The organism is Rhodococcus sp. YH1 (assembly GCF_009939605.1).
GTDB classification, from domain to species: domain Bacteria; phylum Actinomycetota; class Actinomycetes; order Mycobacteriales; family Mycobacteriaceae; genus Rhodococcus; species Rhodococcus aetherivorans.
Genome location: NZ_WVTE01000011.1, coordinates 22,524 through 47,291, shown reverse-complemented (window position 1 = coordinate 47,291; position 24,768 = coordinate 22,524). Strand labels below are relative to the sequence as shown.

Below are 24,768 nucleotides of genomic sequence, written 5' to 3'. Positions count from 1 at the left end.
CTCCTACTCGGAAGGTGAAGTCGGGATGTGCCGCTCAGCGCGTGAGGACGGTGCAGGCGCTGATACCCGGCGCACCGTACACGTGGGTGAAGCCGACCTTCGGCTCCCCCGGGACCTGCCGGTCCCCTGCCGCGCCGCGGAGCTGTACGACGTTCTCGTAGACCTGGCGCAGGCCGGTCGCGCCGATCGGCTCGCCGTTGGCCAGGCAGCCGCCGTCGGTGTTGACCGGGATCGAACCTCCGATCTCGGTGGCACCGGACCGGATGAGGGATTCCTGCTCGCCGTGCTTGCACAGTCCCGTCTCGGCGAGGTGCATGATCTCGGCTCCGGCCTCGGTGTCCTGGATCTGTGCGACGTCGACGTCCCCGGGTTCGATGCCGGCGGCCTCGAACGCCGCGCGGGACGCGGTGACGGTCGGCCCGTCGGTCCGCTCGGGTGACGTCCAGGGGCTGAACACCTCGAACGAGCCGAACTCTCGGGACCGCAGTTCCGCAGCGCCGAGAAACACCGGGGTATCGGTGTATTCGTGGGCCCGGTCCGCACGGGCGAGGACGAGGGCCACCCCTCCCTCGGCCGGTGAGCAGAACATGTACTGCGTGAGCGGGTCGTTGACCATCGTGGAGCCGGCGATCTGCTCCTCCGTCAACGGTGTGCGGCGCCACGCGTGCGGCGCGAGTGCACCGTTGCGGAAGGCCTTGGCGGCGACCGTCGCGAGCAGCGACCTGGGCAGGTTGTGCTCGACGAGGTAACGCTGGATCTTCATTGCGAAGAACTGGGTGGTGACCATCATGCCGCTCTCGCCGTACCAGCGGCCGATCCCGTTGTCCTCGGGGCGGGCATTGAACGCGCCACGCGGGTGCTTGTCGAACCCGACGACCAGCCCCAGATCGGACTCGCCGGAACGGATCCGGCTGACCGCGGAGGTCAGGGCACTGCCCCCGGTCGCGCAGCCGTTCTTGACGTTGACGAACGGCAGCCCGGTCAGGCCCAGAGCGGAGACGAGTGTATCGGCGTTGCCGGCCGAATCGCTGCCCCCGTACGCGAACTGGATATCCCTGAACTCGACGCCGGCATCGGCCAGGGCCTGCCGTGCCGCATGCGCGCCCTGTTCGAGCCCGCTGACACCCTCCGTGCGACCGAACCTGTGGATGCCGACACCCACGATCGCGACCTTCATCGCTGCTCCTCACTGCTCGGGGCGAACGCGAACGTGACGATCTCGGTGCCGTCCTCGTCCACGTGGTTGACGATCGTGGTCAGCCGCATCGGCATGTCGATTCGCAACGCACCCGCATCGGCGACGGTCAGTCGGGACTCGACGATCACGTCACCGAGGTCGACATAGCCCACGCCGAACGGCTCGAACGGCTCGACGCACACGAACGGGTGTTTCGGCGGGAAGGACTGCACGGTGTAGGACCACAGGGTGCCCTCGCGCGGCAGTTCGAGATCCGTCATCGCATTCGCGCCGCACCGCGGGCAACCGCTCTGGTACGGGAAGGTGACCGTGCCGCAGGACGGGCAGCGGGCGCCCCGCAGCGCGGCCCCGGCGTCGCCGCCGACGAACAACTCCGGGTCGATGGGGCGCCACGTTGCGGTGGAGGCGCTCATCGGCCGGCTCCATCCGTAGCGGCCGTGCGTTCGGTGTCGATCTCCCACACCGGCAGCACCACAGGGTTGCCCGCCGCGTCGGTGCCGAGGTCCTCGAACGCACTACGCACGGGGGTACCGGCCGCGACGTCGATGCGGCCGGGCAGGTTGCCGATCAGCCGAACCCCGTCCGCCTCACCGTCGACGTCGACGACGATCACCGTGTACGGCACCGGAAACAGCGGATGGACCTGATGCTCGACGACCGTGTGGGCATAGACGGTGCCTGTGCGGGCGACCGGCTTCCAGCGCACCGACGTGCTCGCGCAGTACACACAACGCGGCCGGGGCAGGTGTATGCGGCGGCCGCAGTCCTCACAGGTGAGGATCGCGAGCTCTCCGTCCGCGGCGGCGTCGAAGAAGCCCTTGCTGCCGCGCTCGGTGACGAGGGGGCGCAGCCGGTCCCGCGTGGTGTCCGCCGGTACGGCGGTGCCGCCGGCACTCATGCCGACACCAGGATCAGCGCGCTGGCCGCCGGCGGCGGCGCGGAGGTGACGAGGGAGACCCGGGCTCCCTCGACCTGGCTGGTGGAGGTGCCGCGGATCTGCCGCACTCCCTCCACGACGTGGTTCATTCCGTGGATGTATCCCTCGGACATGTGTCCTCCACTCGTATTGATCGGGATCGACCCCCCGAGGTCGATCTGTCCGTCGGCAAGGAAATCGCCGGTGTCCCCGCGCTTGCAGAAGCCGTAGTCCTCGAGCTGAATCAGCGCCGTGATCGAATAGCAGTCGTAGATCTGTGCGACGTCGACGTCGGCCGGTCCGAGCCCGGCCCGCGAGTACAGCGTCTCCTGACACACCCGCGACGGCAGGGCGGTGATGTCCTCACGCATGAGCGTCGGGTACATGAGGCCCGGCTGTGGGTGCGGACATGTGGACATCGCGACCGATCGGATCAGGGCCGGTGTCTGCCTCAGGTCCTCGGCTCGTTCGGTGGTGGTGACGACGACCGCGGCGGCACCATCGGTTTCGAGGCAGTAGTCGTACAGACGCAGCGGTGACGACAGCATGCGTGAGTCGAAGTAGTCGTCGAGTGTCATGGTGCGCTCGTACATCTGTGCAGCCGGATTGGCGTTGGCACGGCGGCGGGTCACCAGGGCGATCTGCGCAAGTTGCTCGGCGGTGAGGCCGGTCTCGGTCATGTAGCGCTGCGCGACGAGGGCGAAGTACTGGCCCGATGACAGCAGGCCGTAGGGGCCGAAGAACTCCTCGAACGTCTCGTTGCCCCCGACCTCGGGGGTGGCGACCGGGGAGAGACCGAAGCGGCGGCCGGAGCGGCCGTTGAGGGAGCGGAAGACCACGACGGTGGTCGCCTGCCCGCTCATGATCGCGGCGACGGCCTGCGCGACCATCGCGGCCGGTCCGGAGCCGCCCGGGCCGGCCTCGCCCCAGTAGGTCAGGTTCGGAACGCCCAGTCCGTCGGCCAGGGCCGCACACGAGACCAGGTCCATGTCGTTGCGGACGATGCCGTCGACATCGGCCGGAGTCAGTCCGGCATCAGCGAGGGCGTTCGATGCGGCCTCGACGGCCAGAGCGGTGACCGACACACCGGAGTCGCGGGAGTACTCCGTCGTGCCGATGCCGGCGATCGCGCAGGCATCCCTGCGCCAGGTGGGGTCGGTGGACATAGGCGGTCACCTCTGCGTAGCGCTCGCCGGGAAGCGGCGGGCGGATGGGTTCTGTCGTTTTCGGAATGCTCGAGGTCGAGGCCGGATTCCACCGGTCTCGTCAGTTCGCGGTCAAGCCGCCGTCCGCGGCAATCGCGGCTCCGGTCATGAACGAGGCGTCGTCGGAGAGCAGGAACGCGACCACCGACGCCATCTCGCCGGGGTCGGCCGACCGCGCCAGCGCTGTGTTCTCGACGACCCGGCTGCGCGTAGCCTCCGGTTCCGGCCCTTGCAGCGCAGCAGAATTCGCGCGCAGTCCGGTGCTCACCAGACCCGGACACAGGCAGTTGGCGCGGATCCCCCGATCGGCGTACCCCATGGCGACCGAGCGGGTCAGTTGCAGGACGCCTCCCTTCGACGCGTCGTAGCCGGGAGTGTTCAGATTCGTGGACACGAGGGACGCAACCGATCCGACGGTGACGATCGACCCCCCGCCGGCGTCGAGCAGGTGCGGAATCGACGCGCGCAGCGGCAGGAAGGTGCCGGTGAGGTTCACCCGCAGGATGCGCTCCCAGTGCTCCAGGTCCATCTCGTGCAGCATGGCGGTGCCCGAGATACCCGCGCACGTGACCACCCCGTCCAGCCCGCCGAATTCTGCGACGGCCGCGCGTACGGCTGCGGCGACGGAGGACTCGTCGCCGACGTCGCACACCGACCCGATCACGGTGCCGCCGGCCGCGCGCACCGCATCGGCGACCTCCACGGCCGCGTCCTCACGGGCGTCGGTGACCGCGACGGCCGCGCCCTCGGCGGCGAGGCGGTGTGCGACGGCCGCGCCGATTCCGCTGCCGCCGCCGGTGAGGAACACCCGTCGTCCGGCGAGCCGCTGCGTCAGGTCCGCGGATGTCGTTCCGCGAGTGTCGGTGATCGTCACAACCGGACCCCCATGTCGACGGGCAGTGCGACCCCGGTGATGAACTGGGCTTCGTCGGAGGCCAGGAACAGCACCGCGTTGCTCAAGTGGGCCGCCGAAACCCATCCGACGCCCATCGGATTGCGATCTTTGGAGCGTTCCCACAGGTCTTCGCGACCGGGATTGTCCAGATCCGGGCCGAAGATCCGGAAGGTGGCGTCGTTCAGCAGCATCGGGGTTTCGACGGCGCTCGGGTTGACGGTGTTGACCCGGATGCCGTGCGGGCCGAGTTCCGCGGCGAGCGTGCGCATCAGGCCCATGACGCCGCTCTTGGAGGCATTGTAGTGCGCGATGTTGGCGGACCCGAGCATGGCCTGGATCGAGCTCGTGATGACGATCGACCCACCGTGACCGGCCTCGATCATCGCCGGCACGACCGCCTTGACGGTATGGAAGGCGCCGGTGAGGTTGACGTCGAGCATGTCCTGCCACTCGGTGTCGCTGAGCTCCCACGTAGGACGGAAGCCGACGATGCCGGCGTTGGCGGCGACGATATCGATGTGGCCGAACTCCGCGAGGGCCTCGTCGACGACCGCGTCGAGCTGCTCCTGGCTGCGCACATCGGCGGTGCGTGCCAGTACGCGCCGCCCGGTCGCGGCGACCAGCGCCTCGGTCTCCTTCAGTTCCACCTCGGTCGGGAGTGGGTAAGGCACCGAGTCGATCTCGGTGCATGCATCGAGGATGACGACATCCGCACCCTCCTGCGCGAACCGCAGCGCATGCGACCGGCCCTGTCCCCGGGCTGCGCCTGTGACGAGCGCGACCTTGCCTTCAACTCTTCCCATCAATCCGTCTCCTTCTCGGAAGTACCGTCGTGCGCCCGGACCGGTTCGAGAGCACCGCACGACCGGACGCTGTTGCCTGCCGTCGTCACTGGTTGAACAGCCGGCCGAAGCGAAGCTTCAGCGCCTCCAACGACTCGGGAGTCATCGCCCTCAGGTCCTGCGGAGCCACCGTGTCGATCGTCGTAACCGCCGACGAGATGTTCGGCAGTACGGCCGCATTGCGGAACGAGAGCGCCTCCTGCCCGGACGGAGTGATCATGTAGTTGGCGAGGAGCTGGGCAGCGTTGGGGTGCGGGGCTTTCGCGAGAATCGACGTGTACATCGGGGCACCCCACACGAGTTGGTCGAACCCGCTGTCGACCGGTGCACCGTTCTTCTTCTCCACCGTCTGGTCCTGGGCGAACACCGTCGCGGCGATCTCGCCGGACGCGAGGGCCTGCGCGACCGGCAGCGCGCCGGGGTAGATCCGCGGCTTCTGTGCGGCGAGCTTCTCGACGAAGCCCTCACCACCGACCTGCTCGAGGTAGCTGCCGTAGAAGTCGACGTGCGCGGTCGACGTCGGCAGCACGATGCCGATCTTGCCGTCCGCCAGCGCCGGGTCGAGCAGGTCCTCGTAGCTTTCCAGTCCCGCGGGGTACCGGTCGGTGTTCCAGCCGAAGGTCAGCACGGAGGCGCCGGAGACGAAGTCGCCGGAGTCACGCAGCAACGTGTCGGTGTCGTATTCGGAGGCCGGGTCGGTGAAGGCTGGGCCGATCGGCTTCACGACACCGCCGGCAGCGGCGAGCTCGACGACCCAGGGAGAGGTGGCCTGGGTGACGATGTCGGCAACCTGGTTGCCGGTGGCCGCCTCCGCCCCGACCTTCTGGTGGATGTTCGCATCGACGTCACGGACGACGTTCACTCGGATGCCGTAGTCCGCCTCGAATCGGCGGCCCAGTTCGGCAAGGGCGTCGGCCGCATTGGACGAGTAGATCGTGACCTCGCCCTCCGTCCTGGCGGCCTCGACGACCTGCTGCCAGGCCGAGTCCCCGACCGGACCGGTGGCGCCGACGGACTCCGAGGTGATGCGATCGTCGCCGCCCCCACCGCATGCGGCGAGCATCGTGGACACGACGGCGACGGCGATCCCGGCGGTGGCGCGGGTGAGGGAGGACCGGCGACGGACGGTGCGGTCAGGGCGCGAGCGTCGGGCGAGAAGGTGCATGCTGGACGACTCCTGTAGAACGGTCGGCACGGCCGACGGTATGGGTCAGTGCGTTCTGGCGGTCACGGGTTCGCCACAATCAGGCGGTCGACGTCCGGCCACCGTCGACCGGGATGATCGCACCGGTGGTGTAGGTGGAGCCGGGACCGGCCAGATACAGGGCGGCGCCGACGATCTCGTCCGGGTTCCCGGCTCGCTGCAGCGGCAGGGCGTCGAAGATCTCGTTGGCGTAATCCATGTCCCATGCTTTGCTGATGTCGGTGAGGAACGCACCGGCCATGATCGTGTTGACCCGGACCGTGGGCCCGTACGCCTGCGCGAAACCCTTGGTGAGGGCGTTCAGTCCCGCCTTCGCCGCCGCATAGGGCAGGTCGTTCGGGGTCGGTCGCTCGGCCGCGATCGAACTGATGTTGATGATCGAACCGCCCGTACCGGCCGCCATCCGCGGTGCGATCAGGGCGGTGAGACGGAAAGGCCCTTTGAAGTTGACGTCGACGACCTTGTCGAACAGGGCTTCCGACACCTGGTCCAGGCTCGGGTACAGCGGGGCCATACCGGCGTTGTTGACGAGGACGTCGATGTGGCCGAACTCCTCGTAGACACGGTCGACGAGCGGTTCGTGAGCGTCCCAGTCGCCGACGTGGAAGGCCAGCGGAAGAGCCCGGCGACCGGTGGTCTCGGCGACCTCCGCAGCCAGCTTTTCGCAGCTCTCCACCTTGCGGCTGACGATCACGGTGTCCGCACCGGCCCGCGCGAACGCGAGGGTCATCTCCCGCCCGAGGCCACGGCTCCCGCCCGTGACGAGGGCGACCTTCCCTTCCAACGGCAGCGCCTGGTCGGTCATCGTATGGCTCCTTCGGATATGAGGCCGCCCCGTGGGATTCGGGACTGTGCCGGATTTCGGTAGGTTGGGGGCGGCACCGCAGGGGCGGCGCCGACGGGTGTGTGCCGACGGGTTCGGTTCGGTCAGGCGCCGGCGTCCGTTGCGAGCGGGACCACGGCCTTCCCGGTGGCGGTGCCGTCGAGCATGCCGAGGAAGGCGTCCCACGCTCTCGCGACACCGCCGGGGAATTCGGTGTGCACAGGTCGAATTCGATTCGTTCGGACGAGATCAGCCATTTCGGACTCGAATTCGTCACGGGCGTCGAGGTGGTCGCCGAGGAGGAAACCCTCCATACGCGCGCGCCGCCAGATGAGTTTGAGGAGATTGTTCGGGCCGGGCTGCGGCGCGGACGCGTTGTAGATGCTGATCATTCCGCACAGCGCGATGCGGGCGTGATCGTTGATCACCCGGATTGCGGCCTCGAGATGTTCTCCGCCGACGTTGTCGAAGTACACGTCCACGCCCGTGACACCGAGTTCGGTCATTGCACGGCGCAGAAGATCCTTGATCGGGCCGTCGTGGTAGTCGAATGCGGCGTCGGCTCCCAGGCTCCTCGTGAGCGCAACCTTCTCGGGCGACCCGGCACTCGCGATCACCGTGGCACCGCGCAGTTTCGCGAGCTGGACAACCGTCGAGCCGACCGCTCCGGCGGCCGACGACACGAACACGACATCGCCGGCCACGACGCGAGCGATCCGCTCGACGCCGACCCATGCCGTCATGCCGGGAATCCCCAACAATCCCAAATGCATGGCGGGCGGGAGGTCGTCGTGCCGCAGGACACGGCACTCGGATGCCGGGACCAGCGAATGCTCCCGCCAACCGTGGTCGTGCAGGACGAGAGCACCGACGGGGACGGCGCTCTCGGAGGACTCGGTGACGCGCCCGACGGTCGGGGCGAGCATCGGCTCGCCGATCTCGTAGGGCTCCGCGTAGGTGGCCTCGCCGCCCATGCGCCCCCGCATGTACGGCTCGACCGACATCACCAGGTTCGCGACGCGGACCTCGCCGGCCCCGGGAGCGCCGATCGTCGTCGCCACGAGTTCGACGTCGGTACCGCGTGGCCGGCCGCTCGGCCGGGCGCGCAGCACCCACGCCTGCTGAGTCGGATCTGCTGTGCCGGTGAGGTTCACGTCGGTCTCGTCCTCCATGTCGGATCGGGAACTGCGAAAGAGCTGATGAGCGCCCGGGGCGGTACCCGGAAGTGGCGGTCAGGCGACGGCGCAGATCCGGTCGACGAGGTCGCGCCGCACGAGCTTGCCGGTCGGCGTCCGCGGCAGCTCGTCGACGAACACGACGTCGTCCGGTGTGCGGGAGCCGCGCAGCCGCTCACGGCACCAGGCCCGGAACGACTGTGCATCGTCGTGAACCTCGCTGTTCGGCACGATCACCGCGCAGATTCGCTCGCCCCACTCGTCGTCCGGCACACCGATCACGGCCGCCTCACGGACCTGGCCGTGATGCACAAGGACGTCCTCGATCTCGGCCGGTGCGATGTTCTCGCCGCCCCGAATGATGGTGTCGTCGGCGCGGCCGCCGATGTAGAGGAAGCCGCCCTCGATCCGGGCGCGGTCGCGGGTGGGGAACCAGCCGTGCGCGTCGAGCACCGAACCCTTGCCCATGTACTCGCCACTGACCTGTGCGCCGCGAACCCAGAGCAGCCCCGTCTCCCCCTCGGCGAGGACGGTCACGTCGTCCTCGTCCCGGACCTGGGCCTGCATCCCGGGAACGATGCGTCCCGCAGAAGCAAGCCGGCCGCGGAGGGCAGGGTCGGCGAACGCTGCCCGATGGTCCTCGGGACCGAGCACGGCGATCGTCGAACTGGTCTCGGTGAGACCGTAGGCATTCACGAAGCCGGTGTCGGGGAAGGCCGTCAGGGCCTTTTCGAGCACCGGCTGTGGCATGCGGGCTCCGCCGTACGCGAGAGACGCGAGGGACGGTGTGTCGGCGGGTGCGCCGTCGAGATGTTCCACGATGCGCGCGAGCATCGTCGGCACGACCATCGCGCTCGATACCTCCTCCTCTCGGACGAGATCGAGCCACGCCTGGGGCGAGAAGTCGGGCAAATGCACCATCCGACGGCCGGCGTAGATGTTGCTGAGCACCGCCCCCAGACCCGCGATGTGATAGGGCGGGGTGCTGACGAGCGTCGCCTGTTCTTCTCCCGCAGAACCGAATTCGACGGTATTGAGCAGATACGACAGCAGATGTCGGTGACGGAGCAACACCCCTTTGGGTGCCGAGGTCGTTCCCGACGTGAACAGCACGATCGCCGTGTCGTCATCGGCCGAGCGATCCTCCGTCGCCCGCTCCGTCGTGCGTGCGAGCTCGAGGAACTGCGAGGGCGTGACGATCCGGTGCGAGAGCCCGGAGAGCTTGTCGACGTACACGTCGTCGGCGACGACGATCGGCTGGTCGAGCCGCTCGATCAGTTCGCGTAGCTGGTCGGCGCCGAGTCGGTAGTTCAGCGGCGCGAGCGGGATGCCGGCGCGTGCCGAGGCGAACATCAGGACCGGCAGAACGGGGCCGTTCACGCCCACGAAGACGACATGGCGGGCCCCGAGTTCCTCCAGGACCGTAGCTCCCCTCGACGCGATCTCGTCGAGCTGCCCGTAGGTAGCCCCATCGGCCCGGCGTCCCATTGCGAGCCGATCGGGTGTGGCCGACGACGCCATATCCAGGACCATTGCGATGCCCATTTCACCACCTGTCTGAGAACACGCTCACGATGCGACGACCTCATCTGTGCTTCCGGCCGACGCCCTCCTCGAAGGAACAGGGAAGTGCTTCACGTCACTTCTCCCTCCCGATGTGAACCATAGCAACTATGGCAATATTTGTGAAGGTAATAGTAGTTCTGCGTCCCGGTGCGGCATAACCCCAGGAAGACGACCTGCCGAGGCGGCAAGAGGCACTCCTGACGCAGCGCAGCCCTCCGACCATGAGGTCGAAGGGCTGCGTCAAGCCTCGGGCTCAGACATTTGTGGGCCTGACCAGTTTCGTGGTGTCCGCCGGCGCCGCAACCCGCGGCAGCTTCACCAGCGCCAGCATCACTCCTGCCACGAGCAGGCACCCGATCGGGAAATACAGGCCGATGGTGACATCGTCGGCGGTGGCGTTCTTACCGATGACGGCGCGCCCTGCGGGATGAACAGCGAATGTATCGCTCACTCGATCAGACCGACAGCACGATACATTCGCTCACTCGGCCCCTAGCGTGCCCATGAGTGAGCCATCTCGCGCGAGAGGCGGGGACGTGTCTCCTGCCACGAGTGGGCCGAGTAGGACGCTTATCTGCTCACGGGCGTGCACAATTGAGTGGCCGGCCCGTTCCGACCGGCCACCCGCACTACCCGACTCCACGCACCATGGAAGGCCCGGAATGAGTTCGACGGAGATCAGCGCCGACCCCCACGCCGGCACACTGCGCAGCCCCCGCTTCTGGCTGGCGCCGGTCGTCGTGGTGACCGCCGTGATGGCGGCCCTGGCGGCCCTCTACATCGGCAGCATGATCAATCCGGCCGACAATTTGCACAAGTTCCCGGTCGCGATCGTGAACCAGGATGTCGGCGACGTGCTCCCCGGTTCGGATCAGCAGCGCAACCTCGGCGCCGAGATCACCGCCGCCATCGCCGACGGGGTCGATCCGGAGGAGATCGATCTGCAACAGGTCGGGATCTCCGCGGCGACCTCGGGACTCGATTCGGGCCGGCTCTACGGGGCGATCGTGATTCCGAGCGACTTCACCAAACGCACGTCGATCCTTGCGCAGGGCAGCGTGATCCCCGGCGACATCGAGAAGCCGATCATCACCGTCTACACCAACCCGCGCACCGGCACCTTCGGCAAGGGCATCGTCGAGTCGATCGCCGACCGCGCCCTGACCACCGTGAACACGACCGTCGGGGAGCAACTCACCACCACGGTCACCGATACCCTCGCCACCAGCGCCCCGGATCTGCAGTTGTCCGGCGGAAGCCGCTTGGTGCTGGCGGATCCGATCGACATCCGCTTCGTCGAGCACAAGCCCCTGCCCGACGGCACCGGACTGGGCCTGTCCGCGTTCTACTACACGCTGCTGCTCATCCTCGCGGGCTTCACCGGCGCCACCATCGTCAACTCGCTCGTCGACAGCGCCCTCGGCTTCGTCCCCACCGAGTACGGGCCCTGGTACGTCGACCGGAAGACGGCGCACCTGTCGCGGTTCCGGGTCCTGCTCGTGAAGTGGGCGATCATGGTGATCCTGGCACTGATCGTCTCCGCGCTCTACCTCTGGATCGCCACCCTGCTCGGCATGCCCGTGACCCGCGCCCTGCTGCTGTGGGAGTACGGCGCCCTCGCGATCACCGCCGTGGGTGTCACCTCGATCTCGGTGATGGCCGTATTCGGTTCCGCCGGACTGCTGGTGAACCTGTTGATCTTCATCATCCTGGGCCTGCCGTCGTCGGGAGGCACCGTGCCACTCGAGGCCATGCCGCCGTTGTACTCGTGGCTGTCGACGTTCGAACCGATGCACCAGGTGTACATCGCGACCCGGGCCATCCTGTACTTCGACGGCAGCGGGCCGGCGGGTCTGACCCGGGGCGCCCTGATGACACTCCTCGGACTCGGCATCGGCCTCGTGCTGGGTGGGGTGGTGACCCGGATCTACGACGTGCGCGGATTCCACCGCCGCAGCGACGCGGAGCCTGTGTCCGCCGCAGCGTAACGACGCGAAAGACAGGACCCCGCTGCTCCTCGAGGGCAGAGCAGCGGGGTCCCAGGTCTCGAACGTAGCGTTCCGATTCCGCCCGGCCCAGCCGCGACGGGGTGAAACGGGGGATGAAACGGGTCCTCGACGGCGACGCCGGGCGGGCACATCGGGTGCCTGCAGGACGGTATCGGAGTACGCTCATTAATGAGTCCACTCATTTTGGGAGGCGCAGGATGGTTACCTCATCGGGAACTCCGGGTCGTCGAGACCGGAGCATGCGTGACAAGCAGTCCCGCATCTTCGCCGCCGCCGCATCGTTGTTCGCCGAGAAGGGGTTCGCGGGAGTCACGACACAGCAGATCTCCGAACGTGCGGACGTCGCGGCTGGAACGTTGTTCCGCTACGCGACGTCCAAGGGCGAACTGCTGATGATGGTCTACAACGAGCAGTTCCGGTCGGCCCTGAGCGCCGGCGACCGCGCGTCACGATCGCGGCGCGACCCGGTGGACGCGGTGCAGGCCGTCGTCCGACCTATTCTCGAGGCCGCCGACAGCCACGTCGAGAACACGGTGAACTACCAACGTGAGCTGCTGTTCGGCTCCGCAAGCGAGAAATACCGTTCCGAGGGACTCGATCTCGTCGCCCGCTTCGAGGAGACGATCGCGCGTCGGCTCGTCGAGGCCGCGCGGAACCGCGGGCTGGACGAGAGACGAGCGGAGGACCAGGCCCGGCACGCCGGCCGGAGCATCTTCGCGATCCTGCACCTGATACTTGCGCGCGCATTCACCGGTGCGCATCCCGACGACGACCCCGAGGCCGACCTGCACGCCCAGATCGACCAGATCGTCACGGGTTTCTTCGCGGCACTCGACGACGACCGCCCGGCCCGCAGCGGGCCGGAACCGGGCGCGTCCTCCCCACAACGAAAGAAGGAAGCATGACCAGCCGGATCAGCAAGGTGACAGTCCTCGGGACCGGAGTCCTCGGCGCGCAGATCGCGTTCCAGTCCGCCTACAGCGGATTCGCCGTCACCGCCTACGACATCAGCGACGACGCCCTCGCCAACGCGCAGAAGCGCTTCGGCGAGCTCGCCGAGACGTACCAGCGTGAGGTTCCCGGTGCCGGCGACGGGAAGGCGGAGGCGGCCGCGACCGGCATCCGCCTGTCCTCCGACCTCGCAGACGCCGTCCGCGACGCCGACCTCGTCGTCGAGGCCGTGCCCGAGGTCCTCGACATCAAGCGGGACACCTACACGAAGCTGGGCGAGGTCGCACCCGCGGAGACGATCTTCGCCACCAACTCCTCCACACTCCTGCCGAGCGACATGAAGGACTTCACCGGCCGTCCCGACAAGTTCCTCGCGCTGCACTTCGCCAACCAGGTGTGGAAGTTCAACACGGCCGAGATCATGGGCACCGACGACACCGACCCCGCGGTGTTCGACCAGGTCGTCGGCTTCGCCGCGGCCATCGGCATGGTCCCGGTCCCGATCCACAAGGAGAAGGCCGGCTACGTCCTGAACTCGCTGCTGGTGCCGTTCCTCAACGCCGCCGGTGAGCTCGCCGCGGGCGGCTACGCCGACCCCGAGGACGTCGACAGGGTGTGGCAGATCGCCACTGGCGCACCCATGGGTCCCTTCCAGATCTACGACGTCATCGGACTCACCACGCCTTACAACATCCTGTCCCTCGGCGACGAGAAGGACCGGACCATCGCCGCATGGTTGAAGGAGAACTACATCGACGCCGGCAGGCTCGGTGTGGCGACCGGCGAAGGGTTCTACCGCTACCCCAACGACAAGTAGCGGCAGATACCGCGAAGGGGCGACGCCTCACGTCCTACAGCAGCCCCGCAAGCCCACAGGGGTGGACGAGAGGACAGCATGGTTCGTCGGGGCCGGGCTCGCCTCCCTGTCCGAAACTATTGCGTGAGAATCTGATCGCAAAGCTGGAGACGACGGAGATCGGCGACCTGCTCGAGGAGTCCGGCCTGCTTTCCGAGTAACCGTGCGGGTCCGGAGGCGACGGTGGACGGGACCGTCCGCCGACGGTGTCGGCACGGCGGTGCAGACTGGACGGGTGCGCACCGTACTGGTTCCCGACACCGCCGGCGGGCAGCCGCCCGGCGGATGGACCGTTCCGGTCGGCGCCGACGGACGCCCGCTCGCCGCGGCCGAATACCACGACGACCTCGCGACGGCCGCGCGGACGCTCGAGGCGGCGGACCCGCCGCGGTGGATCTGGACCGGCACCGCGACCGTGTACCCCGCCCTGCTGCGCGCCGGGGTCCGGGTGCGCCGATGCCACGATCTGGCGTCCACACGCGCGATCCTGAACGTACGCGCCGGGATTCCCGCACCACCGGAGCAACAACCGGTCGACGAGCGCCCCGGGCTGTTCGACGTCGCCCCCACCGTCGACCCCGAGACCGTGCTCGCCGAGTTCGAGCGGCAGCGCACCGAACTCGCCGGCAATGCCCGGCTCGAACTGCTCGTCGCCGCCGAATCGGCGGGCACGCTGGCCGCCGCGGAGATGGGTTTCGACGGGTTGCCGTTCTCCGCCGACGCCCACCGCCGCGTGCTCGAGCGCACCCTCGGTCCGCGTCCCGCCGACGACGGGCTGCCACCCCGGATCACCGAACTGAACGCACGGATCGGCGAGGTGTTCGGCCGTGCGCTGAATCCGGCCTCGCACACCGAAATTCTCGAGGCGTTCCGACGCGAAGGCATCGACCTGTCGTCCACCCGCAAATGGGTGCTGCGCGAGCTCGACCATCCGGCGGTGCCGCTGCTCTTGCAGCACCGGGATCTGTCGAAGCTGCACAGCACCAACGGGTGGCAGTGGCTCGACACCTGGGTGCGCGGCGGGCGGTTCCATCCGGTCTATGTGCCCGGTGCCGTGGTGTCCGGGCGCTGGGCGAGCCGCGGCGGCGGGGCCCTGCAGATCCCGAAGGCGCTGCGGTCGAGCGTAATCGCCGAGCACGGGCACGTCTTCGTGATCGCCGACGCCGGCCAGCTCGAACCGCGCATTCTGGCCGCGATGTCCGGCGACCCGCGGATGACGGCCGCGGCGGGCGGCGACGACCTGTACGCACCGGTGGCTGCGGCCGCGTTCGGCGGTGACCGGGCGAAGGCGAAGGTGGCCGTGCTCGGCGTGCTCTACGGTGCGACGGCCGGCGAGTCACGTGCGCTGCTCACCCTGCTGCGCAGGAGCTTTCCCGAGGCGGTGGAGTTCGTGGAACGCGCCGCACGTGCCGGCGAGCGCGGTGAGGTGGTGCATTCGTGGCTCGGCCGCGCGTGCCCGCCGCCGGGTGCCGACTTCTTCGCGCACGGCGATGCGCGGGCGCGGGGGCGGTTCACCCGCAACTTCGTCGTTCAGGCGACGGCCGCCGAATGGGCGCTGTGCGTGCTGGCCGATCTGCGCCTGCGCCTGGCCGCCGACGACACCGGCGAACTCGTCTTCTTCCAGCACGACGAGATCGTGGTGCACACCCGCACCCCGGAGGCCGCGACGGCGCACCTGTCCGCCGCGGTGGAGTCGGCGACCCGGCTGTTGTTCGGTGACACGAAAGTGCTTTTCCCCATGCATGTCTCGATAAGGGACCGTTACGGCGAGGACGAGCCGTAGGCGGAGTGCGTCCACAGGTGGAACGCGGCGTAGGCCCGCCACGGACTCCACTGCCGGGCCCGGACCGTCGCCTCGCGGGCAGAACCCACGCCGAGGGCCCTGCGCAGCACCAGATCTCCGGCGGGATACGCGTCACGGTCCCCGAGGACGCGGACGGCGAGGTAGTCCACGGTCCACGGCCCGATGCCGGGCAGTGCCGCCAGATCGGTGCGGAACCGCACCGGTTCGGCCGGATCGAGCCCCTCGGCCGCGGCGCGAGCGAGCGCCAGCACGGTCCGCACCCGCGCCCGGGTGAGCCCCACCGCCCCCTGCACCTCGTCGGCATCCGCGGCGGCGAGCCGCTCCGGGGCCGGAAAGCAGCGCATAGCACCGGATCCCGGATCTCCGTAGCGGGCGACGAGCCGACCGGCGAACGTGGCGGCGGCGGCGACGCTGACCTGCTGGCCCAGCACGGTCTGCACGGCGGTGTCGAACCAGTCCGTCGTCCCGAGCACGCGCAGTCCCGGCCGGGCCGCCACCATCGGGGCGAGCTGCGGATCGGCGCCGAGCGCCGCGTCGATCACGGCAGGCTCGGCGTCGAGGTCCAGCCACCGCCGGACCAACTGCTCGACCTCGGGCAGGTCGCGGCGGTCCGCGTCGATCCGGACGGGCACGTGCTCGGCGGCCGGCCGGGGCCGGATCGCGACCACCGCCGGGCCGTGCCGGCCCCGCACCGACCGCACGTGCGTGCCGGTGGCCGCGTCGTGTCGTTCGAGACCGGCGACGGTGTGGCTGCGCAGGGCCGCCAGCATCGAGGCGGTGGCCAGCGGCGGCGTCACCGTCAACCGCAGGGCGACGCTCACGCCGCGGCCTCGAGCCGCAACAGGGCGCGCTTGGCGTCCACGCCGCCCACGTACCTGCCGAGGTCTCCGTCGCTGCGCACCACCCGGTGGCACGGCAGGACAACGGGCAACGGATTCCGCGCGCACGCCGTACCCACCGCCCGGACGGCACGCGGGCTGCCGGCCACGGCCGCCACCTCGGCGTAGCTGGCGGTACGGCCATAGTCGATGCGCGGCAGGTGCGTGATGACCTCGCGGCGGAAGCCCCGGGCCAGGCGCAGGTCGAGCGGCAGGTCGAACGCGGTGCGGGCGCCGCGGAAGTACTCGTCGAGCTGGCGGGCGGCGTCGTCGAGCCGGGCGGGCGCGGCGAGGATGCGCGGGCTGATGTCGGCGGCGAGCCGGGCGAGGACCGCCTCGTGATCCTCGGCGGCGTAGGCGACCCGCACGAGGCCGGCGGGGGTGGCGGCGAGCAGCAGCGGTCCCACGGGGGTGTCGACGATCCGGTAGGCGACGTCGAGCAGGTCGGCGGCCTCGGCGTCGAGGATCAGCCGCGCGTGCAGGCGCGTCAGGTCGGCAGCATCGACAGGCGACGATTCGAGCGTCATGACGGTTCCTCCGTCGGGTAGCGGCGGCGCAGCGCGGCCCGGCCGTCGGCGGCGGCGCGGCGCGCGGCGTCGGTGGAGTTGCCGAGGATCGCGGCTATCTCGGCGTAGGGCAGGCCGACGACGTGGTGGTAGACGACGGCGGCGCGCTGAGTGAACGGCAGCGCAGCCACCGCCGACCACAGGTCGTCGTCGGGCTCGGGCATCCCGGAGGCGAGGGGGCGTTCCGGCAGGGCGGCGACGGGCACCGGGGTCCGCGCCCGGGCACGGTGGACGTCGACGGCCTTGCGGTGCGCGATCGTGACGAGCCACGCCTCGACGTTGCTGCCCGGACGCAGCGCCGGGTAGGCGCGCAGCGCGGCGAGGAACGTCTCGGACCACGCGTCGTCGGCGTCGACCGGACCGAGCAGCGCGCGGCACACCCGCAGGACGGTGGCGCCGTGCTCGGCGACGACCCGCTCGAACGGCGGCAGCGGGTCAGGGGACGGCATGGGTCACCTGCGCCTCCCGGTCGAGCAGGTAGCGCTTGCGGGCGAGACCCCCGGCATATCCGGTGAGGCTGCCGTCGCGGCCGATCACGCGGTGACACGGCACGACGATACTGACGGGGTTGCGGCCGTTCGCGGCGGCTACCGCCCGCACGGCCGTGGGGTGCCCGACGGCGGCGGCCAGGTCCGTGTAGGTGCACACCGTGCCGTATGCGACGGTCCGCAGCGCCTGCCAGACGCGGAGCTGGAAGGCGGTGCCGTGCAGTGCCAGGGGCACGGTGAACTCGGTGCGCTGCCCGGCGAAGTACTCGGCGAGCTGCTCGGTGACCTCCTCGAAACCGGTCGCCGCGACGTCTCCGAAGGTGCGCGGGCCGGGCCGGTGCCGGTGTTCGGCGAGGTACAGGCCACTGAGTGCTCCGTCCGTCCGCACCAGGGTCAGCGGTCCGATCGGTGAGTCGACGACCGTGTGGGTTCGCGTCGCGTTCACGGGGTTGATCCTTCCATCCGGCGTATACGAGGTAGACGCATCGGCGGAGAGAATTGTGAGAAACCAGCGATCGGAGATGCAGTTCACCCGAGCGGGGATGGAATATCGGGGACGGGGGCGGTGTTGAAGAGTTCGGATCGGCACGCTCCGTGTCCCCCGGGCTCAGTTGTTTTGCCTTTGCAGAGTTCCGTCCGGCTGGAGCTGCATTGCGCCTGTCGCCGTGAGGCGACCGGACGTGCCGGTCCTTTTTCTTTCTTCCCGTCTCGGCGGGCGTGGCCCCGTCCCGGGGCCGGGCGAACCCGCGGTCGCGGCGTCGAGCCTCCCGGTCGACGCCGATATAGTCGTCATCACTCGTCGCGTGGCTTATCGATTCGGGACAGGAAGCGGCAGTTGAAGCCTCTCGCACGCTATGCCTCACTGAACAACTACGTCGAGCTCGCCCACTCGCTGGGCTTGAATCCCGCCTCTCTCGCCAGGAGCGCGGGCCTGGACCCGGCCAGCCTGAGCCTGCAGGACCGCTGGGTGCCGGCGGCGGCGATCGCCGAGTTGCTCGAACGCTCCGCCGCCGAGTCCAGCCGGGACGACTTCGGCCTCGCCCTCGCCGAGCGCCGGCGATTCTCCAACCTCGGCCCGCTGAGCCTGGTCATCCGGGAGGAACCGGACGTCCGCAGCGCCCTGAAGGTCCTCATGCGCCACGAGCACATGTACAACGAAGCCCTGCGCATCCGCCTGAACGAGCACGGCGGTGTCGCAACCCTCCGACTCACCCTCGACCTGGGGCAGCCGGGGACCTTCCGCCAGTCTGTCGAACTCGCCGTCGGAGTTCTGCACCGGTTGCTGCAAGGCTTTCTCGGGCCGGCCTGGCAGCCCGTCACCGTGTCGTTCTCCCATCCGGCTCCGCGCAGCATGCGCACTCACCTCCGACTCTTCGGACCCGTCGTCGAATTCGAGCAGGACTTCGACGGAATCACCCTCTATGCCAAAGATCTCGACGCCCCCAATACGATGTCCGATCCGCTGTTGCGGCCCTACACCCAACAACTCCTGGACTCGATGCACGCCACACGCGAGGCGACGACGCTCAATCGTGTCCGCGAACTGATCGAACTCCTGCTTCCCACCGGTCGTTGCTCGATCGAGCAGGTCGCTCGCAGCCTGGGGGTGGACCGCAGGACGGTGCACCGCAGACTCGCCGACGAAGGCCACACCTTCTCGTCGCTCCTGGATTCGGTCCGCGCCGAACTGGCCGGGCACATGGTCGGCAACCGGCGCTACTCCCTGACCGAAGTCTCCGACCTGCTCGGATTCTCCTCGCCCAGCAGCTTCTCGCGCTGGTTCCGGAAGCGCTTCGGGTGCACCCCCAGCCGGTGGCGCGCCGGAGAATCGTCGTCGGATCAGCACCGGGCGCGTCATATCGAATCGATATGACGTGATGCGGAAACACGGTCTATCCGCCCACCCCGGGAGCCGTCAGGCTGGGCACCATGGCCGTATCCCCCACCACGCCCGCACCGCCGGTCTCGGTTCGCCTGCGCACGCCCGTCCCCGGACTCGTTCTCTGCGGCGCGGGTGCCGCGGCTGCGCTCGCTGCGTCGGCACTCGTCGACGGCCTCAGCCCCCTGCTGATCGCGATTCTCGCCGGTGCACTGCTGGCCAACACCACGAGGTTGCCGACCGTCACCGAACCGGGCATCACCATGGCTTCCCGGCGGTTGCTCCGCGTCGGAGTCGCGCTCCTGGGACTTCAGCTCCTGGTCACCGACGTCCTGGACCTCGGCTGGGGCGTGCTCGGCATCGTCGTCGCCGTCGTGTCCTGCGGCATCGCCGGAACCATGGCACTGGGCCGGATCCTCGGTCTCGGCTGGACGCAGCGACTGCTCATCGCGTGCGGATTCTCGATCTGTGGAGCGGCCGCCGTCGCAGCCGCGGACGGGGTCGTCGAGGCCCGGAAGCAGGAGGTGGTCACCGCCGTCGCACTGGTGGTCGTCTTCGGCACTGCGATGATCCCCGGCCTCCCGCTCGCGGCGTCCGCGCTCGGGCTCGACCACACTCGGGCAGGCGTGTGGGCCGGTGCCGCGATCCACGAGGTGGCGCAGGTCGTGGCCGCCGGCGGGGCCATCGACGCCCACGGTGCCGGCGCGGCCGGAGCGACCGCTCTCACGGTGGCGGTGACGGTGAAACTCGCCCGGGTCGCGCTGCTCGCGCCCGTGATCGCCTGGATCGGCGTGGCCTCGCGCCGCGTCACCGCCACGCAGGCCGACACGCGGCGCCCACCGCTGGTGCCGCTCTTCCTCCTCGGCTTCCTCGGCTGCGTGGCCCTGCGCGCCACCGGTCTGCTCCCTGATCAGGTCCTCGGGTCGGCTCGACTTGCGCAGACCGCGCTGCTCACCGCCGCCATGTTCGCGCTCGGGACCGGCGTACGCATCGACGTCCTCCGAGGCGTGGGCTGGCGGCCCTTCGCCCTCGCCGCCGCATCCACGGCATGGGTCTCGGCCCTCGCACTCACGGGAATCCTGCTGTTCGGATGAGCGAACCCGTCCGGTGACCGGCACCGAGCAGGGTCGCAGGAACGAGGGCAGGAGGCACCCCGCCGCTCCGCGAAATCGGCACAGCTCCTCGAAATCGGCGCCGATCCTCGAAATCGGCACCACTCCTCGAATTAGGCACCACTCCTCGAATTAGGCACCACTCCTCGAATTCGGCACAGCGCCGACCGTCCTGCCGCGAAACGCGGCCAACCCGTCGTTGTGGGGAGGAGAATCCCACCTATGCACGCCATCGACGGAACACGCGAGCGCGACGTCCGGCGATTCCCCCTCGATTCATCCGCATCGTCCGCACCCCCGGTGCAGGACTCGAGAACTCGACGTCGGACCGGAAAGGCCCCGGGCCGGTCCCGGGTTTGATCGCATCGGATTCCTGGTGGCAGGAGATACAGCTGTGGGATCGAAATCCGCACCCTCGAAATCGAAGAAGAAGAAGAAGAAGAAGGGCACGGCGCACAGGGACGCGAAGCACGGGCCGCAGCCTCGTGCCGATACCGGCGAATTGCACGCGCCGACCGTCGAGTTCACCCCACCGATGAAGAACAAGGCGTACCGGCGCCTGCTCAGACCGCTGCACGCCGAACTCGTCGCAGTGCAGGAATGGGTGAAAGCGTCGGGCGCGAAGATCTGCATCGTGTTCGAGGGGCGTGACACCGCCGGGAAGGGTGGGGTCATCAAGGCGATCACCGAGCGGGTGAGCCCGCGGGTGTTCCGCGTGGTCGCGTTGCCCGCACCGACCGAGCGGGAGAAGACGCAGATGTATGTGCAGCGGTATCTGCCGCATCTGCCCGCCGGTGGAGAGGTCGTGATCTTCGACCGCAGCTGGTACAACCGCGCCGGCGTCGAACGGGTGATGGGCTTTTGCACCGAGGAGGAGTCGCGCCACTTCCTCCAGCTCGTCCCGGCGGTCGAACGCGCAATCGTGGAGTCGGGTGTAATCCTGCTGAAGTACTGGCTCGAGGTGAGCGAGGAGCAACAGACCGCACGTTTGCAGAGCCGGATCGACGATCCGCGCAAGATCTGGAAGCTGTCGGACCTCGATCTGCAGTCGTACAGCCGGTGGTACGACTACTCACGGGCGCGGGACGAGATGTTCCGCTTCACCGACACCGGCTGGGCACCGTGGTACGTCGCCGACAACGACGACAAGAAGCGCGGGCGGCTCAACCTCATCAGCCATCTGCTGAGCAAGATCCCCTACGAGCCCCTGGAAGGTCGCGACATCAGCCTGCCGGCGCGGCAAAGCCCCGACGGTTACCGGGTGACGACGCAACCGCTGCACTGGATCCCCACTCCCTACTGACGTCCGCGCCGGGAAGGACCTGTCAGTCATGGCCTCGACAGAACGCACGCCGAAACGGTCGGACACCCCCGCGACCGGGCAAGCACCCACGACGTGGCACACCCAAAGGGCCGACGTCGTGGTGTCCGCACTGGCCACCGACACGCAGACCGGACTGACGAGCGACGAGGCGGGCGAGCGTCGCCGACGCTACGGGTCCAACAGCATCGTCTCCGAACCCGCACCGTCGGCATGGGCGCTCGCGCTGCTCCAGCTGAAGGACCTGATGAACCTGATGCTGATCGCGGTGGCGGTCGTCAGCGTCGTCATCGGGGAAATCCCCACGGCGATCGTCGTTGCCGTACTCGTCGGACTCAACGTGGTCCTGGGCACCCGGCAGGAGTTGAAGGCCCGCGCCAGCGTCGACGCACTGGCGAAGATGCAGACCCCGCAGGCACGGGTGACCCGTGACGGGACACTGGTTCAGCTCGCCGCCACCGACCTGGTGCCGGGCGATGTCGTGCAGCTCGAGGCGGGCGACATCGTCCCCCGCGGACGGCCGACTGCTCACCTCGGCCACCCTCGAGACGCAGGAGGCGGCACTGACGGGCGAAAGCGCCCCCGTCCCGAAGGATCCCCAGACCCTCGGCGCCGCCGACGTCCCCCTCGGCGATCGCAGCAACATGGTCTTCCAGAACACCTCGGTCACGCGCGGCACCGCCACCATGGTGGTCACCGAAACCGGCATGCACACCCAGATGGGCCGCATCGCCTCGATGCTCTCGGCCGTCACGCCGAGCAAGTCGCCGCTGCAACGCGAACTGAATTCGCTCACCAAGGTGCTCGGCATCATCGCGTGGACCGCGGTCGCCCTCATCGTCGTCCTCGGAGTGATCCGCGGACAGAGCGTGACCACGGTCTTGCTGCTGGGCATCTCCATGGGCGTCTCCGCGATCCCGACCGGCCTGCCGACGTTCGTCCAGGCCATGCTCGCCTACGGCGCCCGCCAGCTGGCCGAGGCGAAGGCCGTCGTGAAGAACCTCACCGACGTCGAGACCCTCGGCGCCACCAGCGCGATCAACTCCGACAAGACCGGCACGCTGACCATGAACCAGATGACCGTGCGGTCACTGTACTTCCACTGCCGCTGGTACAGCGTCGACGGTGAGGGATACAGCAAGTCGGGGCGCGTCACCCACGTCGCGGGCGAGTCGGCCCCCGACTTCACCCTGCTCGCCTACGGGCTGTGCCTCGACAGCGACGCCACCGTCTCCGACTCCGGACAGGTGGTCGGCGATCCCACCGAGGCCGCCCTGGTGGTGCTCGCAGCGAAGGTCGGCGTCGACGCTCCCCAGACCCGGCGGACGTATCCCCGCGTCGCCGCCGTGCCGTTCGACTCCGCGTACAAGTTCATGGCGACGTTCCACTATCTACCGGTCGACGGCACCACCCGATTCGTGGAACTGGTCAAGGGCGGACCGGACGTCGTTCTCGCGCGGTGCACGAACGCCTTCCGTCCCGGCCGGCAGGCGGTACCGATCGGCGACATCCGGCAGGAGCTGATCGCGGCGAACCAGGCCATGTCCGAGAAGGGCCTGCGCGTCCTGGCGTTCGCAGCACGCGTGCTCGACGGGCAGGAGCAGGCCGTGCAAGCCGACCCCATGTCGTTCGTCGAGGACCTCACGTTCGTCGGTATGGTCGGCATCATCGACCCACTCCGGCCGGAGGCAATCGATGCCGTGCGCACCGCCCACGAGGCCGGCATCGAAGTCCGAATGATCACCGGAGACCACGCGATCACCGCATCCGCCATCGCCGCCGAACTCGGCCTCGGACCGGGCGCGATCGGTGGCACCGAACTGCAGGCCATGACCGACGAGGAACTGTCGGCTGCCCTGCCCGACCTGCACGTGTTCGGTCGCGTCACCCCGCAGGACAAACTCCGCCTCGCCGACGTCATGCAGAAGACCGGCGCGGTCGTGGCGATGACCGGCGACGCCGTCAACGACGCCGCCGCGCTGAAGAAGGCCGACATCGGTGTCGCCATGGGATCGGGCAGCGAAGTCACCAAACAGGCCGGCAAGATGGTCCTCACCGACGACAACTTCGGGACCCTGATCAGCGCGATCCGCCTTGGCCGCAACATCTACGACAAGATCGTCTCCTACATCCGTTACCAGATGTCGAAACTGTTCTCACTGGTTCTGCTGTTCCTCGTCGCGAGCATCTTCGACATCAACGACGGCGTCGCACTCACCCCGCTGATGGTGCTGTTCCAGCACTTCTTCATCACTCTGTTCCCGGTCGCCGTCATCATGCTCGACCCGCCGGCGCCCGACCTGATGAACAAAGCGCCCCGCGACCCGAAGCTGCCCATCGCCAACCGGAGGGCGTTCACGCAGTGGCTGGCCTACGGCATCCTGCAGTTCGCCGTCACCCTCGCCGCGATGCTCCTCGCCCCGGGCGAGATGAGCACCACCGAAGCGAACGTCCCCATGACGACGGCATTCGTGGTGCTGTCGTTCGGATCCGTTCTCGCCGGACTCGTCATGCGCCGCGATCCGGAATCCGGCCTGGAGGCCCCGATACTCGGGGCGCTGAAGATCCTGTCGATTCCCGTCGTGGTCACCATATTCGCCGTCGAAATCGGCTTCCTCCAAGAACTTCTGATGACCACGTCGCTGACCGGAGGCCAGTGGCTCGCCTGCCTCGGCTGGGCGCTGATCGTCCCGATCGTCGTCGAAGCGGAGAAGGCGCTGCGCCGCCGCCGATCGGGACCGCCGGCACTGCTTTCGCCCGAGGCCGCAGTCGGCCCGCAACGAGCCGGTACGCACTGACGTCGACTCCGGCGGGCGCGAGCCGGTTCGGTAGTCGACACCGGTTGCCGGCCTGCTGCGCCGTCCCCTGGAACCGGCCCGGGACGCGCTGATTCCTCACCGGATTCGCGGCCCACGCCGACCTGATCCGATCGACGAGTCCGGATGTGGTGATCCGCCCGGACCGGGAGCCTTCCCCAGTACACAGGGCATGTCCCCAAATGAACAGAATTACGTCCCTCAGGGATAAGCATTCGGGCATGCACTCCACTACTGTTAGGTCCATCACACAGAGCCGGTTGG

Annotated in this window: 22 protein-coding genes and 1 pseudogene; 8 read left to right on the top strand and 15 right to left on the bottom strand. The window is 68.8% G+C overall.

Going from position 1 to position 24,768, the window contains the following annotated elements; genetic code table 11:
- Positions 1–34: 34 nt before the first annotated feature.
- The 11 genes from AIIKEEIJ_RS01330 to AIIKEEIJ_RS01280 all read right to left on the bottom strand — a co-directional run bounded on the left by AIIKEEIJ_RS01330 (position 35) and on the right by AIIKEEIJ_RS01280 (position 10,275).
- Positions 35–1,177, bottom strand: coding sequence for a thiolase C-terminal domain-containing protein (locus tag AIIKEEIJ_RS01330; protein ID WP_161994755.1), 1,143 nt, complete (start codon positions 1,175–1,177; stop codon positions 35–37).
- Complete coding sequence (locus AIIKEEIJ_RS01325; protein WP_161994754.1) at positions 1,174–1,611, bottom strand: OB-fold domain-containing protein; 438 nt, start codon at positions 1,609–1,611, stop codon at positions 1,174–1,176. Before AIIKEEIJ_RS01325 ends, AIIKEEIJ_RS01330 begins: the two co-directional genes overlap by 4 nt.
- On the bottom strand, positions 1,608–2,096 hold the full coding sequence (locus AIIKEEIJ_RS01320) for an OB-fold domain-containing protein (RefSeq protein ID WP_161994753.1): 489 nt from the start codon (positions 2,094–2,096) through the stop codon (positions 1,608–1,610). The genes AIIKEEIJ_RS01325 and AIIKEEIJ_RS01320 overlap by 4 nt, the downstream gene beginning before the upstream one ends.
- Positions 2,093–3,280, bottom strand: a complete 1,188-nt coding sequence (locus tag AIIKEEIJ_RS01315; RefSeq protein ID WP_003934399.1) for a thiolase C-terminal domain-containing protein — start codon at positions 3,278–3,280, stop codon at positions 2,093–2,095. The genes AIIKEEIJ_RS01320 and AIIKEEIJ_RS01315 overlap by 4 nt, the downstream gene beginning before the upstream one ends.
- 100 nt (positions 3,281–3,380) lie before the next feature.
- A complete protein-coding gene (locus AIIKEEIJ_RS01310; protein ID WP_161994752.1) occupies positions 3,381–4,193 on the bottom strand; it encodes an SDR family oxidoreductase in 813 nt (270 codons plus the stop codon).
- Positions 4,190–5,017: a mycofactocin-coupled SDR family oxidoreductase gene (locus AIIKEEIJ_RS01305; RefSeq protein ID WP_161994751.1), complete on the bottom strand. Its 828-nt coding sequence runs from the start codon at positions 5,015–5,017 to the stop codon at positions 4,190–4,192. Before AIIKEEIJ_RS01305 ends, AIIKEEIJ_RS01310 begins: the two co-directional genes overlap by 4 nt.
- 85 nt (positions 5,018–5,102) lie before the next feature.
- Positions 5,103–6,221, bottom strand: a complete 1,119-nt coding sequence (locus AIIKEEIJ_RS01300; protein ID WP_161994750.1) for an extracellular solute-binding protein — start codon at positions 6,219–6,221, stop codon at positions 5,103–5,105.
- Between the two features lie 79 nt (positions 6,222–6,300).
- Positions 6,301–7,065, bottom strand: coding sequence for a glucose 1-dehydrogenase (locus AIIKEEIJ_RS01295; protein ID WP_161994749.1), 765 nt, complete (start codon positions 7,063–7,065; stop codon positions 6,301–6,303).
- Positions 7,066–7,187: 122 nt separating this feature from the next.
- A complete protein-coding gene (locus tag AIIKEEIJ_RS01290; protein ID WP_161994748.1) occupies positions 7,188–8,255 on the bottom strand; it encodes a zinc-binding dehydrogenase in 1,068 nt (355 codons plus the stop codon).
- A 60-nt stretch (positions 8,256–8,315) separates the two neighbouring features.
- Entirely contained in the window at positions 8,316–9,803 is a 1,488-nt protein-coding gene (locus tag AIIKEEIJ_RS01285) for an AMP-binding protein (RefSeq protein WP_161994747.1), read from the bottom strand.
- 274 nt (positions 9,804–10,077) lie between these two features.
- Entirely contained in the window at positions 10,078–10,275 is a 198-nt protein-coding gene (locus tag AIIKEEIJ_RS01280) for a hypothetical protein (protein ID WP_161994728.1), read from the bottom strand.
- A gap of 211 nt (positions 10,276–10,486) precedes the next feature.
- Between AIIKEEIJ_RS01280 and AIIKEEIJ_RS01275 the strand changes: the two genes are divergently transcribed.
- The 4 genes from AIIKEEIJ_RS01275 to AIIKEEIJ_RS01260 all read left to right on the top strand — a co-directional run bounded on the left by AIIKEEIJ_RS01275 (position 10,487) and on the right by AIIKEEIJ_RS01260 (position 15,423).
- The gene (locus AIIKEEIJ_RS01275; protein ID WP_050036004.1) at positions 10,487–11,812 is read left to right on the top strand and encodes a YhgE/Pip domain-containing protein; all 1,326 of its coding nucleotides are present in this window, start codon (positions 10,487–10,489) and stop codon (positions 11,810–11,812) included.
- A 260-nt stretch (positions 11,813–12,072) separates the two neighbouring features.
- Positions 12,073–12,738: a TetR family transcriptional regulator gene (locus AIIKEEIJ_RS01270; protein ID WP_161994746.1), complete on the top strand. Its 666-nt coding sequence runs from the start codon at positions 12,073–12,075 to the stop codon at positions 12,736–12,738.
- The gene (locus tag AIIKEEIJ_RS01265; RefSeq protein ID WP_161994745.1) at positions 12,735–13,601 is read left to right on the top strand and encodes a 3-hydroxyacyl-CoA dehydrogenase; all 867 of its coding nucleotides are present in this window, start codon (positions 12,735–12,737) and stop codon (positions 13,599–13,601) included. Before AIIKEEIJ_RS01270 ends, AIIKEEIJ_RS01265 begins: the two co-directional genes overlap by 4 nt.
- Positions 13,602–13,875: 274 nt before the next feature.
- Positions 13,876–15,423 carry a bifunctional 3'-5' exonuclease/DNA polymerase gene (locus tag AIIKEEIJ_RS01260; protein ID WP_029546430.1) on the top strand — a complete coding sequence of 516 codons (1,548 nt, stop codon included), beginning with the start codon at positions 13,876–13,878 and terminating at the stop codon, positions 15,421–15,423.
- On the opposite strand, the gene AIIKEEIJ_RS01255 is transcribed toward AIIKEEIJ_RS01260, so the two are convergent.
- Genes AIIKEEIJ_RS01255 through AIIKEEIJ_RS01240 form a run of 4 tightly spaced genes read right to left on the bottom strand, consistent with a single transcriptional unit; the run spans position 15,402 to position 17,821 of the window.
- Complete coding sequence (locus AIIKEEIJ_RS01255) at positions 15,402–16,265, bottom strand: AlkA N-terminal domain-containing protein (protein WP_161994743.1); 864 nt, start codon at positions 16,263–16,265, stop codon at positions 15,402–15,404. The two genes, AIIKEEIJ_RS01260 and AIIKEEIJ_RS01255, sit on opposite strands and share 22 nt — an antisense overlap.
- Positions 16,262–16,849: a methylated-DNA--[protein]-cysteine S-methyltransferase gene (locus tag AIIKEEIJ_RS01250; protein WP_161994742.1), complete on the bottom strand. Its 588-nt coding sequence runs from the start codon at positions 16,847–16,849 to the stop codon at positions 16,262–16,264. Before AIIKEEIJ_RS01250 ends, AIIKEEIJ_RS01255 begins: the two co-directional genes overlap by 4 nt.
- Positions 16,846–17,337, bottom strand: coding sequence for an RNA polymerase sigma factor (locus AIIKEEIJ_RS01245; protein ID WP_006939896.1), 492 nt, complete (start codon positions 17,335–17,337; stop codon positions 16,846–16,848). Before AIIKEEIJ_RS01245 ends, AIIKEEIJ_RS01250 begins: the two co-directional genes overlap by 4 nt.
- The gene (locus tag AIIKEEIJ_RS01240) at positions 17,324–17,821 is read right to left on the bottom strand and encodes a methylated-DNA--[protein]-cysteine S-methyltransferase (protein WP_102800137.1); all 498 of its coding nucleotides are present in this window, start codon (positions 17,819–17,821) and stop codon (positions 17,324–17,326) included. The genes AIIKEEIJ_RS01245 and AIIKEEIJ_RS01240 overlap by 14 nt, the downstream gene beginning before the upstream one ends.
- 390 nt (positions 17,822–18,211) lie before the next feature.
- Between AIIKEEIJ_RS01240 and AIIKEEIJ_RS01235 the strand changes: the two genes are divergently transcribed.
- The 4 genes and pseudogenes from AIIKEEIJ_RS01235 (at position 18,212) to AIIKEEIJ_RS01220 (ending at position 24,486) form a co-directional block, all read left to right on the top strand.
- Entirely contained in the window at positions 18,212–19,249 is a 1,038-nt protein-coding gene (locus AIIKEEIJ_RS01235) for an AraC family transcriptional regulator ligand-binding domain-containing protein (protein WP_161994741.1), read from the top strand.
- Between the two features lie 56 nt (positions 19,250–19,305).
- Positions 19,306–20,349: a YeiH family protein gene (locus AIIKEEIJ_RS01230; RefSeq protein WP_006939902.1), complete on the top strand. Its 1,044-nt coding sequence runs from the start codon at positions 19,306–19,308 to the stop codon at positions 20,347–20,349.
- Between the two features lie 520 nt (positions 20,350–20,869).
- The gene (ppk2, locus tag AIIKEEIJ_RS01225; RefSeq protein ID WP_238406150.1) at positions 20,870–21,670 is read left to right on the top strand and encodes a polyphosphate kinase 2; all 801 of its coding nucleotides are present in this window, start codon (positions 20,870–20,872) and stop codon (positions 21,668–21,670) included.
- 28 nt (positions 21,671–21,698) lie between these two features.
- Positions 21,699–24,486 (top strand): annotated as a pseudogene (locus AIIKEEIJ_RS01220) (cation-translocating P-type ATPase).
- The last annotated feature ends 282 nt before the right edge of the window (positions 24,487–24,768 follow it).